General features: G+C 55.4%; 17 protein-coding genes and 1 other RNA gene. 10 read left to right on the top strand and 8 right to left on the bottom strand.

Features of this window, described 5'->3' with window-relative positions; genetic code table 11:
- Position 1 precedes the first annotated feature (1 nt).
- From tatB to Q4606_RS01990, 3 genes are read left to right on the top strand one after another with little or no spacing between them, the layout of a single operon-like run.
- Positions 2-394, top strand: coding sequence for a Sec-independent protein translocase protein TatB (tatB, locus tag Q4606_RS02000; protein WP_303594432.1), 393 nt, complete (start codon positions 2-4; stop codon positions 392-394).
- Entirely contained in the window at positions 391-1191 is an 801-nt protein-coding gene (gene tatC / locus Q4606_RS01995; RefSeq protein ID WP_303594433.1) for a twin-arginine translocase subunit TatC, read from the top strand. Before tatB ends, tatC begins: the two co-directional genes overlap by 4 nt.
- Positions 1188-1907, top strand: coding sequence for a 16S rRNA (uracil(1498)-N(3))-methyltransferase (locus tag Q4606_RS01990; protein ID WP_303606507.1), 720 nt, complete (start codon positions 1188-1190; stop codon positions 1905-1907). Before tatC ends, Q4606_RS01990 begins: the two co-directional genes overlap by 4 nt.
- A 2-nt stretch (positions 1908-1909) precedes the next feature.
- On the opposite strand, the gene Q4606_RS01985 is transcribed toward Q4606_RS01990, so the two are convergent.
- The 5 genes from Q4606_RS01985 to Q4606_RS01965 all read right to left on the bottom strand — a co-directional run bounded on the left by Q4606_RS01985 (position 1910) and on the right by Q4606_RS01965 (position 7417).
- Positions 1910-2830: a DUF808 domain-containing protein gene (locus tag Q4606_RS01985; protein ID WP_303606506.1), complete on the bottom strand. Its 921-nt coding sequence runs from the start codon at positions 2828-2830 to the stop codon at positions 1910-1912.
- Between the two features lie 122 nt (positions 2831-2952).
- Entirely contained in the window at positions 2953-4176 is a 1224-nt protein-coding gene (locus tag Q4606_RS01980) for a UbiH/UbiF/VisC/COQ6 family ubiquinone biosynthesis hydroxylase (protein WP_303594438.1), read from the bottom strand.
- Positions 4169-5467, bottom strand: coding sequence for a 2-octaprenyl-6-methoxyphenyl hydroxylase (ubiH, locus tag Q4606_RS01975; RefSeq protein WP_303606505.1), 1299 nt, complete (start codon positions 5465-5467; stop codon positions 4169-4171). The genes Q4606_RS01980 and ubiH overlap by 8 nt, the downstream gene beginning before the upstream one ends.
- Before the next feature lie 4 nt (positions 5468-5471).
- Complete coding sequence (pepP, locus tag Q4606_RS01970; RefSeq protein WP_303594441.1) at positions 5472-6791, bottom strand: Xaa-Pro aminopeptidase; 1320 nt, start codon at positions 6789-6791, stop codon at positions 5472-5474.
- Positions 6792-6817: 26 nt separating this feature from the next.
- Entirely contained in the window at positions 6818-7417 is a 600-nt protein-coding gene (locus Q4606_RS01965; RefSeq protein WP_303606504.1) for a UPF0149 family protein, read from the bottom strand.
- Positions 7418-7632: 215 nt separating this feature from the next.
- On the opposite strand from Q4606_RS01965, the gene Q4606_RS01960 reads away from it, so the two are divergent.
- Positions 7633-8256, top strand: a complete 624-nt coding sequence (locus Q4606_RS01960) for a DUF2796 domain-containing protein (RefSeq protein WP_303594444.1) — start codon at positions 7633-7635, stop codon at positions 8254-8256.
- A 2-nt stretch (positions 8257-8258) separates the two neighbouring features.
- Here the strand turns inward: Q4606_RS01960 and Q4606_RS01955 are convergent, their stop codons facing one another.
- The gene (locus Q4606_RS01955; protein ID WP_368497117.1) at positions 8259-8789 is read right to left on the bottom strand and encodes a DUF3299 domain-containing protein; all 531 of its coding nucleotides are present in this window, start codon (positions 8787-8789) and stop codon (positions 8259-8261) included.
- 81 nt (positions 8790-8870) lie between these two features.
- Here Q4606_RS01955 and Q4606_RS01950 point away from each other — a divergent pair, with 81 nt between their 5' ends.
- From Q4606_RS01950 to Q4606_RS01925, 6 genes are all read left to right on the top strand, one after another.
- Positions 8871-9587 (top strand): ABC transporter ATP-binding protein, encoded by a 717-nt coding sequence (locus Q4606_RS01950; RefSeq protein WP_303606503.1) that lies wholly within the window; start codon positions 8871-8873, stop codon positions 9585-9587.
- Positions 9584-10855, top strand: a complete 1272-nt coding sequence (locus Q4606_RS01945) for an ABC transporter permease (RefSeq protein ID WP_303606502.1) — start codon at positions 9584-9586, stop codon at positions 10853-10855. Before Q4606_RS01950 ends, Q4606_RS01945 begins: the two co-directional genes overlap by 4 nt.
- A gap of 126 nt (positions 10856-10981) precedes the next feature.
- The gene (locus tag Q4606_RS01940) at positions 10982-11188 is read left to right on the top strand and encodes a TIGR02449 family protein (RefSeq protein WP_303594448.1); all 207 of its coding nucleotides are present in this window, start codon (positions 10982-10984) and stop codon (positions 11186-11188) included.
- Positions 11188-11484, top strand: a complete 297-nt coding sequence (locus tag Q4606_RS01935) for a cell division protein ZapA (RefSeq protein WP_303594450.1) — start codon at positions 11188-11190, stop codon at positions 11482-11484. The genes Q4606_RS01940 and Q4606_RS01935 overlap by 1 nt, the downstream gene beginning before the upstream one ends.
- 61 nt (positions 11485-11545) lie before the next feature.
- Positions 11546-11725, top strand: a non-coding RNA gene (gene ssrS / locus Q4606_RS01930) — 6S RNA.
- A 4-nt stretch (positions 11726-11729) separates the two neighbouring features.
- Complete coding sequence (locus Q4606_RS01925) at positions 11730-12362, top strand: 5-formyltetrahydrofolate cyclo-ligase (protein WP_303606501.1); 633 nt, start codon at positions 11730-11732, stop codon at positions 12360-12362.
- A gap of 13 nt (positions 12363-12375) precedes the next feature.
- Here the strand turns inward: Q4606_RS01925 and Q4606_RS01920 are convergent, their stop codons facing one another.
- Entirely contained in the window at positions 12376-12549 is a 174-nt protein-coding gene (locus Q4606_RS01920) for a hypothetical protein (RefSeq protein WP_303594453.1), read from the bottom strand.
- A 210-nt stretch (positions 12550-12759) separates the two neighbouring features.
- The gene (gene ilvA, locus Q4606_RS01915) at positions 12760-14295 is read right to left on the bottom strand and encodes a threonine ammonia-lyase, biosynthetic (RefSeq protein WP_303606500.1); all 1536 of its coding nucleotides are present in this window, start codon (positions 14293-14295) and stop codon (positions 12760-12762) included.
- Positions 14296-14387: the final 92 nt, after the last annotated feature.

The raw sequence follows: 14387 nt of genomic DNA, 5'->3' as shown, positions 1-14387 counted from the left end.
AATGTTTGATATCGGCTTTCTTGAGCTGCTGATCTGCGGCGTTATCGCTCTCCTGGTGCTCGGCCCCGAACGGCTCCCAACGGCTGCGCGCGCGGCCGGGCGTTGGATTGGTGGTGCTCGCCGCATGGTCAGCCAGTTCACCTCAGAGCTCGACCGCCAGATGAAAGCCGATGAGCTAAGAAAAGAGCTTCGGGACGCCGGTGATGTCGGACTGGAAGATGTTGAGAAAACCGTACGGGGCGCTCTGGACGAGGCCAAAAAGTACGAGCACATGATCATGGAGGGCGAGCCCGCCAGAAAACCGGCAACCCCCAAACAGCCAGCCGCTGATCAAGGCTTGAAAAAAGACGCAAACATCGACTCAGTGGAAAAACCCTCGGACAAATCTCCATGAATGCAAAAACCGAGGGCAAGGGCCCGGAACATCAACACACCTCTTCCGGACAACCGGACATGCCTCTGGTTGAGCACTTGCTGGAACTGAGGAACCGGCTACTGAAAATGGTTCTGGCCGTGGTGATCTGTTTTGCGGCCATTTATCCCTTCGCTAACGAGCTGTATCTCTGGCTATCCGAACCTATCCGATCATTGCTTCCGATCGGACAGACAATGATTGCAACAGACATCACGTCGCCATTTTTCGCACCTCTGAAACTGGCCCTTTTCCTGTCTGTCTTTGCCGCTATACCGATTATTCTTTACCAGCTCTGGAGCTTTGTGGCCCCGGGCCTCTACGCCCATGAAAAGCGGCTCGCCTTTCCCCTGCTATTTACCTCCGTCATCCTGTTCTATCTGGGTGCTGCGTTTGCTTATTACGTGGTGTTCCCTCTGGTATTTGGCTTTTTTACGGCCATAGGCCCGGAGGGCATTGTTGAGCTGCCGGATATCAGTAGCTATCTGAATTTCGTGCTGAAAATGTTTTTCGCTTTCGGTATTGCCTTCGAGATTCCCATTGCCACCATTCTGCTGATCCTCAGCGGCGTCACAACGCCCGCGGATCTGGCATCAAAGCGTCCATATGTGGTTGTGGGTTGTTTTATCATCGGCATGATGCTGACGCCCCCGGATATCATCTCTCAGACGCTTCTGGCTGTGCCCATGTGGATTCTGTTCGAGTTGGGTATTTTGTTTGGCCGGCTGGCTGTACGAGAAGTGTCAGATACAGACTCGGACGAGTCACCCTCTGAATGAACCTGGCCTTACTGTTTGACGAGGACTTTGTTACCCGGGACCGCGTTATCCTTCGGGGCCGGCGGCTTGAGCACATACGGGCTGTGATTGGCGTGTCCACGGGAGACCAGCTATCGGTTGGCCGCGTAAATGGCCAGATGGGACTCGGCAAAGTGCTAAGGCTCACGGATTCAGAAGCCGAACTGATTGTTACTCTGGATCAGCAGCCACCGGCCCCACTGCCCCTCACGCTCCTTCTGGCCATGCCCCGGCCCAAGATGTTTCGCCGTATTCTACAAACCAGCGCAACATTGGGTATTAAAGACATATGGCTGATCAACAGCTACAAGGTAGAAAAAAGCTTCTGGCAGACGCCCTGGCTGTCGGATGAAAACCTGAGGGAGAACCTGACCCTCGGGCTTGAACAGTCAAAAGACACGGCCATGCCGAGCGTGCATATCCGCAAACTGTTCAAACCCTTCGTGGAAGATGAGCTGCCCGCTTTACTGAACGGCAAACAGGCGCTGGTTGCCCACCCGGGCACTGCAACGCCCTGCCCCACGCACCTGGATAGACCCGCTGCATTGTGCATAGGCCCGGAAGGCGGCTTTACACCCTACGAAGTCGGTAAACTGGAAGATGCCGGCTGCCAGAGTGTCCATCTGGGGCCGCGTATTCTGCGGGTGGAAACGGCCGTTCCCGTTCTCGTCAGCCGGCTGTTTGATGCCTGCCTTTGAAATCAGTCAGGCTTTGACCTCGATTCCCACATCCGAAGCAAGGGTGTAAGTACCGCCACCAGTAACGCACCCGACAATATGCCAATCAAACCGTTGGCCAGTACAGGTATCAAAGTGGCCGCCGGACCACCAACACCTGCTGCGAAGTGTTCGATTGCGTGATAAAGCGGCGGCACTCCATGCACAAGAATGCCACCACCTACCAGAAACATGGCCAGAGTACCGAGAATCGACAGTCCCTTCATAAGGTAGGGAGCAAGCCAGAGAATGCCATTGCCCACCCGCTTTGCCAACTCACTGTCTTTCTGGCTCAAATAGAGACCTGCATCGTCAAGCTTTACGATTCCCGCCACCAGACCGTAGACAACCACTGTCACCGCCGCAGCCACCACAGACAGCACCGCAAACTGCATTCCTATGCTGGTGCCGACTACTACACCGAGGGTAATGGCTATAATCTCCGCCGAAAGAATGAAGTCCGTTCGGATAGCGCCTTTTATCTTTCGCTTTTCCACGACTTTCAGATCGACATCGGGCTGCCTGACGGCTTTGAGCAGTTCCTTTTTGTGCTGCTTTTCCTCCTCCGAATGCAGAAATTTGTGGGCCAGCTTTTCGGCGCCTTCAAAGCAAAGAAACGCGCCGCCTAGCATCAGCAGCGGTGTAACCAGCCAGGGCACAAAAAAACTGATCGCGACCGCGGCCGGCACAAGAATCACCTTGTTCAGCATCGAGCCTTTGGCCACCGCCCAGACAACTGGCAGCTCCCGGGCTGGTTTTACGCCGGTTACCTGCTGTGCGTTAAGCGCAAGGTCATCACCCAGCACGCCAGCAGTTTTTTTTGTGGCGGCTTTTGTCATCACTGAAACATCATCAAGTATCGTGGCTATATCATCGATGAGGGCGAGTAAGCTTGCTCCAGCCATGGTATTGGGTTCCCGGGAGTATTGGTGAGGTATCGGTCGAGTGTATCCGAAAGCTGATTGCCCAGAAACCAGTTCAACTTATCTGAACTGCGCGACGGGGCGCTGGCAGCTTTTTGCCTATTCTAACTTCTCAGCCCCATCGCCTCGGCAGCAATCCGGTTTTTAACCGGGCCCAGCCCATCAAGCCAGCGCATACCGGTATTTCTGAGAAGCCTGAATGGCAGTTCATCACGGCCAAATAACTGCTTGAAGCCTTCCATCGCAGCCATCATGGTTAGATTGTCGCCCTTTCGGCGGCGCTGATAGCGCGCCAGAACCAGTTCATGAGCGGGGCTCAACCCTGTGTTTTTGGCCCTGGAGAGTTCCTCCAGCAGCACCCGGACATCGCCATAACCGAGGTTGGCACCCTGGCCTGCGAGCGGGTGGATGGTGTGGGCCGCATCTCCTACCAGTGCAAAACCGGGGGCGATGTAATCTTTGGCGTGGCGCTGCCGAAGCGGAAAGGCAAAGCGTTTGGAAACAGCTTCAACAGCTCCGAGCTCTCGTTCGATTGCTCCCTCCAGCTCCGCAGCGAAGGCGGTATCGTCCAGCGCCATCAAACGGCGGGCTTCTTCGGTATCCTGCGACCAGACGATAGAACAGAAATGTTCATCAGCGTTTTCCGGTGTCAGCGGCAAAAACGCCAGAGGCCCGGTTTGGGAAAACCGCTGCCAGGCTGTGTACCTGTGACTTTGGGCCGTGCGTACGGTGCACACAATCGCTTGCTGATCGTAATCCCATTCACGGGTCGGCAACCCTGCCCACTGGCGCAACCGTGAGTTGGCACCATCCGCTGCGATTACAAGGCGAGCACCCAGTGTCCGGCCATCCGCAAGCTCAATACTGCGTTGCTCGCCAGTCCGGGAACATCCGATAACCTGCACACCATCAATCAGCTCAACATCGCTGGCCACCACAACCTCGAACAAGGCCCGAACCAGGCTACGGTTTTCTACAATCGTTCCCAGGGCGCGTGACTGCAACTCGGCCGCATCAAAATGGATACGCCCGGTGCCGTCTCCATCCCACACGGTCATGCCTTGATAGGGGCAATGACGACCAGTCACGACACTCTGCCAGGCACCAAGGGATTCCAGCAACTGCTGGCTGGCCACAGAGATGGCACTGACTCGAGGTTCAAAATCCGCCACACCCTCGGCGGCATCTGGAACCTGCAGCAGAGTATCGCGATCACCGCCTTCGATTAACCCAACCCGCCAGCCCTGCCGGGACAAGCCAAGAGCAAGAGCGGTGCCGGTCATGCCACCGCCGACTACAAGAATATCGAACACGCTGGTGTCACTCATGCTCTGAGATCCCGTGCTGATGGCGGTCTGGCTGCTCATTGAGTCCAGGATGGTTAATGACAGCGCGGCGGCCGCCTATACCCATAGCGTTGCGCGCAAACAGGCGCTTGGCACCAGGCAACAGATCCAGACCTACCAATCCGGCATCTCTCGCTGCTGTCACCGGCGCCGGGGTTTGACCAAAGATACGAATGAGTGAATCCGAGAACTTTACGGTCTGTTGCCAGTCCGGGCGATGCAATTCGTGATAACGGCGCAAAATCTGAAAATCGCCCGGCGACCGGCCTTGCTCTGCCGCCAACCGGAACTGCTCTACTAACGTCATCAAGCCCCGCAGTGCGAGATTGAAGCCTTGCCCTGCCACCGGGTGCAAAGCGTGCGCGGCATTGCCTACCAGCGCGACACCGGGCCTTACAGGCTCGTCAACCGTGGTCAGTGTCAGGGGGTAATGATTGCATTCGCCAATTTTTGTAAACCGGCCCAGTCGCCAGCCAAAGCGATTCTGAAGCCGTTGGCATTTGTTGCTGTCAGACATTGCCAGAACAGCTTCAAGCTCTTCGTCGCTCAAAGTCCAGACCAGCGCTGACTGATGGCTCGCATGGGAAGGTGAACCCTGCGGCAGCATAGCCATGGGGCCGGCTTCGGTAAAACGCTCGAATGCTGTGAACTCATGGCTCTCACTGGTGCTTACGTTGGCAACCAGAGCGTTCTGGTCATAGCTGTGGTGGCTGGGCTGGAAGCCGAGCTTTTCTCTCAACCCGGAACGGCCTCCGTCTGCCACAATCAGGCACTGCGCCGTGATGCGACTAATTTCATCACCGCTCTTCAGGGTAACATTCACGCCCTGCTCAGAAGACTTCATGTCGACAACTTCCGCCGGCGCTCGCCACTGGGTGTCCGTTGACAGCAGCTCTCGCATCAGGCACAGCCCCATCCAGCGGTTGTCCACCACGTAGCCCAGAGCTTGCTGTTGATACTCCTTCGCATTCAGCCGAGTGGCGCCGAAATGGCCGCGATCAGAAACGTGAATCTGTCGAATGGGCGTTGCATGCTCCGATAATCGTGACCAGAGCCCGAGTTCTTCAAAAATCAACCGCGACCCCCAGGCCAAGGCTGTCGAGCGGGCGTCATAGCTCGGCTGATAGGATTCGGGCAAAGCATCCGCAGATAGCGGAAAAGTCTCTGCCACTGTCACCCTCAAGGCTGGCGCCACCCTGGCAAGGGCCAGCGCCAGGGTGGCGCCTGCAAGCCCGCCACCGGCAATGATCACATCAGTATCAGAGTGTTTCACAGGCTCATTCCGCCATCAGCGCTTCGATCTCTTCAACGGTTTTTGGCACCCCGTTTGTCAGTACCCGGCACCCATCTTTGGTAACCACTACATCGTCTTCAATACGGATGCCGATACCCCGCCACTTTTCATCTACATCGGTGTTGCCCGGAGAAATGTACAAGCCAGGCTCAACCGTCAGTGCCATACCCGGCTCAAGCAACCGCCACGCATCGCCGACCTTGTAGTCGCCCACGTCGTGTACATCCAGACCCAGCCAGTGGCCGGTCCGGTGCATGAAAAAAGGTTTGAAGGCTTCGTCGGCAATGGCGTCGTCGACCGTACCTGACAAAATACCCAGGTCAATCAGGCCACCGGTCAGCACTCTCAAGGCGGCCTCATGGGGATGATTCCAGTGATTGCCGGGGCGCACCGCTTCAATGGCCGCATACTGAGCGTCCAGCACAACATCATAGAGTGCCCGCTGTTCAGGGCTGAATTTGCCATTGACCGGGAAGGTACGGGTAATGTCGGAGGCGTAGCATTCCACTTCACAGCCGGCATCAATCAGTACCAGATCACCCTCTTTCAGGGGCGCCGTGTTCTCGATGTAATGCAGGATACAGCCATTGGCACCGCCACCAACAATAGACGGATAGGCCGTGGAACGTGATCCGTGTTCCATAAAGGTATAGATCAACTCAGCCTCGAGGTTGTACTCACTGCCACCCTGGCGTGCGCGCTTCATGGCGCGGCAATGGGCTTCGGCGCTAATCTCACCAGCCCTGGCCATAGCCTTGATTTCGCTGGCACTTTTGTAAAGCCGAAGGTCATGCAGCAGGTGTTCCAGCGCCACAAACTCACCCGGCGGATGCGCACCGCTTTTCACCTTGCTGCGGATAACTTTGACCCAGTCCATCACCCGGGTATCAAACCCCTGGTCTTTACCCAGTGGATAATACACCCGGCTGCGACCTTCAATCATACCGGGCAGAATGTCGTCGATATCTGCCACCGGGAAGGCGTCGTCCAGGCCGTAGCGCTCGATTGCACCCTCCGGCCCCACCAGAAAACCATCCCACAGTTCTTTTTCAGGGTTTTTCTCTTTGCAGAACAGCACCGACTCTCCGTGCTCACGGCCCGGAATCAATGCCAGCACCGCCTCTGGCTCACCAAAGCCGGTCAGGTACTGGAAATCGCTGTCTTGGCGAAATGGATGCAGTACATCCCGGTTCCGGACGCGCTCCGGCGCAGCGGGAATTATGGCAATGCTGTCAGGTGCCATGCGCTCCATCAGTTTGCGACGGCGCTCTGCAAATTCCTTGACGGGTATAATGGTTGGCATAAATTCTCCCGCAGTGTGTGAGATGATCAGTGCAGCGTTGGCGCTTGTGACGCAGGCTTTTCCGGGGGATTGAATTCGGTGAATACGGCCAGAGCCCCGAGCCGGATGTATTCCGTTATTTCAACCAACTGTTGTTCGCTTTCCTGATCAGACTCCTGGTCTTCCGAAACCTGGCTGATGGCGACCATATCTTCGATAAGTTCACGAATCTCTTCCGGTGCTTGACCTAAAGACTCGCCGGCCGACAGAGCCATACCTTCAAGAAAACCCCGTATCCAGGCCACCAGAGCTTCGAGGCGTTGGTCAAGCGCATAGTCATCGTCCGGGAGCAGTGGGTGGAAACTCATATCCGCAGACTTCAGAAACTCCAGGGTTTGTTCGTAAGCTTCTTTCATGAAAGCAGAGAGGTCATCGGCCTCCCCGGATGCACTTTCAGGCAACCCCATGTGCTCACATACCATGGCGAGCCACTCATCTTCCTCGATGCGTGACCCGGCAGCCAAACGACCGCAAAGAGCGCCGTGAAGCTCAGATGGATGGCTAAACGCTTTATGGGTGGCAAACATGTTTGCCCAGCGTTCAAATTCAGCGGCGTAGGCCGCTCCTGCAGTGTCGGTTTCTGACATGAAACAAGACAGTCCTGTGTTATGAAGTTGGGATTTCATCCTAACATTCAGGCGGCCGCAAGGCACTCTTGCCGAACTCTTGTGAAGCTCTTCCGGAACTATCAAGACGCTCTCCAGTCTCTCGTCACACATTTCGTGAATACCGAGCGGTTGATTTTCACGAGGCAAGGGCAGAATATGTTATAACATATCAATTCTCACCTGAGGACAAGGTCATGATCTCCCGAAATCTCCTGGCACTATCCATCGCCTCGGCACTGCTCAGCTTACCCGCCATGGCCGCCGACAACCCCGGATCACATCAGCACGGGCATGCCGAAATGCAGCTTGCATTCAGTGCTGACCAGGTTGAAATTCTGATTCTGTCACCGGCAGGCAACATGCTTGGATTTGAGCACGAGCCGCGCACACCAGAACAGCATGAGATGATAGAAAGTGTTACCGGCTGGTTTGGTGAAACCCCGCTGGTGAACACACTGGACTCTACGTGCACAGTGGTCGCAACCCAGGTTCAGCATGAGGTTGGCGGCGGCCATGATCACGACGAGCACGACCATGATGATCATGAACACGAAGACGACCATGACCATGACCATGACCATGACCATGACCACCACGATCATGACGAATCAGGCCACGACAACGAAGCTCAACATTCAGATATTACTGTAACCCAAACCTTGAATTGCCCTGGGCTTGATCAGTCAGCCAATCTGACAACCCCGCTTACCACCCGGTTTTCTGGTATTGAAGATCTCGATATAGCCTGGGCCGGCCCTGACGGACAAGGAGCGACTCGCCTTGAGCACGGAGAGGATTCATTCAGCCTCGGGCGCTGAATTTACTCTTCGTAGGGTTCAACGGCTTCCGCCACCATCGAGTAGGAGGACGTCCCCAGATCGGTTTCCGTACGGTCGATGACGAGCGTACCTGTAACCCAGACAGGGTCGTACAAAGCCTCAAGCTTGAAGCCCTCTTTGTATTTCATGTGAATAATCTGGTTTGGGGGCGGTGGCGGCACGTGGATACAGGCGCCGTAATAAGGCACCAGGAAAAACTCGAGAATACGCATGTCTTTGGTTGTTTTCAGAGGCACGACAAAACCGGGGATTCGGCCTTCAACATTCGCCATATCCATAACAACCCTGCCGGTCATTATTTCGTCCGGTAGTAGAGGGGGCCCATCGCCCTCATGCTCCAGTTCTGGCATATTTTCAAGCAGAGCCAGATCTTCAGCGGGCATCAGTTCCAGCCAGTCGATTTCCCGCATCTCCTGCTTCGGCTCGGAGTGGGCTGGAGCAGCAACGCTCAGCAGGACAACCAACAGGGACAGAAAATGCACCCCGGCAGGGCAACGTAAGAAATGGATCATTAGCAAAGCTCTCCGGAAAACTGACAGCGACGTGAACGCGACACAAGCCAGACATGATACACGGGGCAGATACAGATCAACATGAACAGCCAGTCAGAAAGCAGCGTGCAAATATCTGCAGATAGATCTGCGGCAATTGAAGTCAAAGACCTCTCGTTTCGCTGGGACAAGCATCAGCCCGCACTTACTTTCCCTGATCTATATCTGCCACAGGGCGAGCACCTGTTCCTTCACGGTGCAAGCGGAACCGGCAAGAGTACATTTCTGAGCCTGCTGGCGGGCATGCTTTCGCCAGCAAGTGGCACCATCACCATGCTGGGCACTGCCATTCAGAAGCTGGGGGCGGGGAAACGTGACCGGTTCCGGGCTGATCATATCGGCGTGATCTTCCAGCAATTCAACCTTGTCCCCTACCTTACGGCTGAGGCCAACGTGACCCTGCCCTGCCGGCTCTCGCGCATGCGAAACATTTCAACAGGCCAGAATTCAGCTGCAGCGGCTGAACGGCTACTCACCGCACTAGCCATTCCTGAAAGCCACTGGCAAAGGAAGGTCACCCAGCTCAGCATTGGTCAGCAGCAACGCATTGCCGCTGCGCGGGCCCTTATAGGTGCGCCAGAGATTATTCTGGCCGACGAGCCCACCTCTGCCCTGGACAGCGATAACCGAGATCGCTTCATCGATCTATTGCTAACGCTGGCCGAAGAATCCAATACCTCCGTTCTGTTCGTCAGCCACGACCGCTCCCTCGCCCAGCGGTTTCACCACCAGATTCAACTCGGGGAGGTACCGGCATGAAAGCTCGTCTGGCAATCTCACTGGCATCTGCAAGCCTCTGGCATCGGCGCAAGGTGTTAGCCCTGGTGTGCCTCACTCTTACTTTAAGCGTCACTTTGCTGCTCGGTATCCAGTATCTGCGCACAGAAGTAAAGCAGTCCTTCACCAGCACCATCAGCGATACAGATCTGATCATCGGTGCCCGCAGCGGCCAGCTCAACCTCTTGCTGTATACGGTCTTCCATATCGGTGATGCCACAAATAACATTCGGTGGTCTACCTTTCAGGATCTTAAGGAGGACTCCCGTATTGACTGGCTGATCCCCATTTCTCTGGGCGATAGCTACAAAGGGTTTCGGGTTGTCGGAACCGACCAAGGGTTTGGCAAGCATTTCCGGTTCGGGCGGGGCCAACCTCTGACTTTGGCCAGCGGCCAATGGTTTGACGGGGTTTTCGATGTGGTCCTTGGGGCAGGTGTTGCCAAACAACTGAACCACGCCCTCGATGACAAAATCATACTTTCCCATGGCGGCGGCCGCACCAGCTTCTCCAATCACACAAACACGCCGTTCACGGTGACGGGCATTCTTGACGCTACAGGCACACCCGTGGATCAAGCGGTCTACATCAGCCTTCAGGGCATGGAAGCCATACATGTAGGCTGGGAGTCCGGCATTGCGATTCCGGGCCGCACTCTCACGCCTGAGCAAGCTGAGGGGCGGAATTTCACACCCGGCAACATTACCGCTGTCTTCGCCGGACTGGATCGCAAGATCCTGACGTTTCGCGTGCAGCGTGATTTGAACCAATACTCCGGTGAACCACTCTCTGCTGTTCTGCCAGGCGTTGCTCTGAGCGAACTCTGGCGCCTGATGAGCCAGTTTGAACGGGCACTACTTGCGATAACCGGGTTCGTGGTGATTACCAGTCTGATTGGATTGGTTGCTGTGCTGCTCACACTGCAAACCCAACGCGCCCATGAAATAGCCATTCTGCGCGCTACAGGCGCCTCCCCCGGGCTGATCGCAAGCCTTTATCTCATTGAGTGTCTGGCCCTGGCAGTGGTCGCCTGCCTGGCTGCGCTTGCGTTCAGCGCACTCGCAGTCTCCATGCTGGGTCCCTGGTTGCTCACAAACTATGGCATTCAGATTCCACTGCGCGCACTGAACCTCGACGAATGGGCTCTGCTGATATCCGTGCCGCTTGCCGCTGTAGTAGTGGCTTTGATTCCGGCGTTCAGCGCTTGGCGCCAAAGCCGCTCACAAGGCCTTGGAAGTGGCGCGGAGTAGTGATGCAGGTCTCGCTGGCACGCCAAAACAAGGCGAATGACCGCTTATGACAGCCCCGTAAATTGACCGTTATGGCGTGCGCACTTATAGTTAGGCGCAATAACATCAACCTATGCTGGGCACGTCATGGAACAGTCCGAAGTACAAGCATTAGCGGACAAGCTGGACAAGCTGATCGAACACTGCCAGAAACTGGAGCAGAACAACGCCACTCTGAGGCAGTTGCAGGATGACTGGAACCGGGAACGGTCCCAGCTTATTCAGAAGAATGATCTTGCGAAAAACAAGATCGAAGCCATGATCAGCCGCCTTCGGGCACTGGAGCATCATTGATGTCTAAGCAGTCCACCACCGTTGAGGTAAAAATTCTTGATAAGGAGTACCTGGTCGCCTGCCCCGCAGAAGAACAGGAAGCCCTTATCCGTGCCGCCAGGCATCTGGACAACAAAATGCGCGAAATACGTACCGGCGGCAAGGTATTCGGAACCGAGCGTATCGCTGTCATGGCTGCACTGAACATGACCCACGAACTGCTCGAGCGGGACACCATGTCCGATGCCACCAGCACATTGCTGAAGGCGATGGACAGCAAGCTGGAAAACGCCCTCGGAGAATCCTCCAACCACTGAATCTGCGAAGATTCCCCGATAGGTGTTGCAATCGGCCCCGGGTCTGCCCCTATAATGAATCTACTTCCTGGGCTGTTCGCTGGTCGGATTCGTCCTCGAGCCGATGCGCACTACCCAGGTGGCTACTTCAGGGCATTGTGAGCATGTCCCCGTTAGGGGAAAGCCTAATATGTCACAGCGGCCACCGACCTTGAACTCTGGGTTCAAGGGCCACATCCGATAACGGCAGCCCGGGAAGCTTTATTTTGAGCCAGACAATCGACTCACACCATTCTGACTCCGGTTTACTTTCCTTACCTCGCCAACAACTGCGTAAACAGCTGCGCCAGCGCAGACGCATGTTGTCGCCCCGGGAACAGGAACAGGCCTCCGCTTCTCTTGCGCTGAATCTTCTGAAAAACCCGGACCTGCATCGGGCAAGGCACGTAGCCATTTATCTGCCCAACGATGGCGAAATTGATCCGCACCCGTACATGGCTATGGCCCGCCGCAAAGGCATTCATTTCTACCTGCCGGTGTTGCACCCTATTCACCCGGGAAAACTGGTTTTCAGCCCTTATTTCGACGGTGTAGAGCTGACTGCCAACCGTTTTGGCATTCCCGAACCCGCATTCAGCAATGGGCTCCGGCGACCAGCCTGGGCTTTGGACGCAGTGCTGTTCCCGTTAGTGGGGTTTGACGAAAGCGGAGGGCGACTGGGGATGGGAGGCGGATTCTATGACCGGACTTTTGCGTTCACCCGCCTGCGGCCGCGACTGGCGCCAAAACTGATTGGCCTGGCTCACGACTTTCAAAAGGTGGAAAAATTGCCGATTGAACCCTGGGATGTTCCGCTACACAGTGTTGCAACAAACCGGCGGCTTTACCGGGTCAAATAATACAGGAGCGTCTTTACCGGGATAGCGGGATTTCGGTCATCTGCGTCGAACCCACCGAGACAGAGCTTTGCATAACGGCAGCAGCGGGCCGGTCTTCCGACGCCTGAAGCGAGGTAAACCCGGTAATAACAAGGCCGACAGCAAAAATCAGCACAATTGCCCGGATAATATCAGGCTTGCCACCCATGACACTTCTTCCTGTTTCAGATAGGTTAATTCTGCGGAAAATCAGTTAGCTATTCTTGATTTCAAGAATGTGACAAAAGACTAACACGCATCCCGATTTTTACAATTTTTGACAGATTAAAGTTCAGTAAGAAAACTGACGGGGCATTCAGATAAATCGGGTTCAGGGGCCAACCCGAAAGAGACCTTCCGGGCCGCCCTTGTTTGCAGGCTAGGATGTTTTACCGTTCCCCGCTCCCAGGAACAGTTGGTACGCTTCGTTATCCGTCATGTTTTCATAACGGAAGCCCACTTTTTCAAGCATTGCTTCGAAGTCTTTTACTTCATCATCTTCTACCTGAGCCCCCAGCAATACACGACTGTACGCCGCGCCGTGGTTGCGGTAATGAAACATGGAAATATTCCAGCGCGTTCCCAGAGACATCAGGAATTTCAGCAGAGCTCCCGGGCGCTCGGGAAACTCGAACTGGAAAACTTTCTCGTTGGTAATCGTAGGTGCGTGGCCACCGACCATGTGGCGAATGTGCTGTTTCGCCATATCACTGTCGGTGAGGTCCAGCACGGAGTAGCCTTTTTCACGGAGTTCCTGCACAAGCTCATCTCGACCCAGCCCACCTGCCTGAACCTGGACACCCACAAAGATCGTTGCCTGAGCTGCGTCGGCGTAACGGTAGTTGAACTCGGTAATGCTGCGCTTGTGCAGCGCGTTGATAAAAGTTTTGAAAGCACCAGGCCTCTCTGGAATGGTAACCGCGAGGATAGCCTCACGTTTCTCACCGACTTCGGTGCGTTCAGAAATGTAGCGCAGACGGTCAAAGTTCATGTTCGCGCCACTCAGAGTGGCGATCAGATTTTCATTCTCAATCTTTTCCCGCTCGATGTACTTCTTGATGCCGGCCACACCCAACGCACCGGCAGGCTCGGAAATGGATCGCGTATCCTCGAAGATATCCTTGATGGCTGCACAGATTTCATCGGTGGAGACGGTAATCACCTCGTCCACGTGATCCTTACAGATCTCCCAGGGGTATTCACCAATCTGCTTGACTGCTACACCATCTGCGAAGATGCCCACCTCATCCAGAATAACGCGCTCGCCTGCTTTCAAGGCGGCCTGCAAGCAATTGGAGTCTTCAGGCTCCACACCGATCACCTTCACTTCAGGGCGCAAGTATTTAATGTAGGCAGCCATGCCGGCGATAAGCCCGCCACCGCCCACACAGATAAACACCGCGTGAATCGGCTTGCTGAACTGCCAAAGCATCTCCATGGCGACCGTACCCTGCCCGGCGATGACGTCGGGGTCATCATAGGGGGGTATGTAAGTGTAACCATGCTTCTCAATCAGTTCATGGGCATGAGCCGCGGCCTCATCAAAAGCATCACCCCGGAGCACAACTTTTGCGCCATGGTCTCGCACAGAACGCACCTTGATTTCTGGCGTGGTCTGCGGCATGACAATAACAGCCTTGATGCCCAGCTTTTTGGCCGCAAGCGCCACACCCTGAGCATGATTGCCGGCAGAGGCACATATCACACCCTTGGCTTTCTGCTCTTCCGACAATTGCGCAATCCGGTTGTAGGCTCCGCGAATCTTGAAAGAAAACACCGGCTGAAGGTCTTCCCGCTTGAGCATAATATTGTTGCCAAAGCGCTTGGAAAGGCTGCGGGCTTCAGTGAGGGGTGTTTCAATGGCCACGTCATAGACGCGCGCATCGAGAATCTTCTTGATGTAGCGTTGCGGCATGATGGTTCCGGTTGCTGATGATTGGTCGGGGAAAACCTACAGTGTAGAAAGTTTGCACGGCAGCCGTCTATAAGCAGGCGCCCCTTAAGCGC

The organism is Marinobacter sp. 1_MG-2023 (assembly GCF_030549045.1).
GTDB lineage: Bacteria > Pseudomonadota > Gammaproteobacteria > Pseudomonadales > Oleiphilaceae > Marinobacter.
Note: the sequence above shows the minus strand (reverse complement) of the source record. Positions and strands in the feature narration are given on the sequence as shown.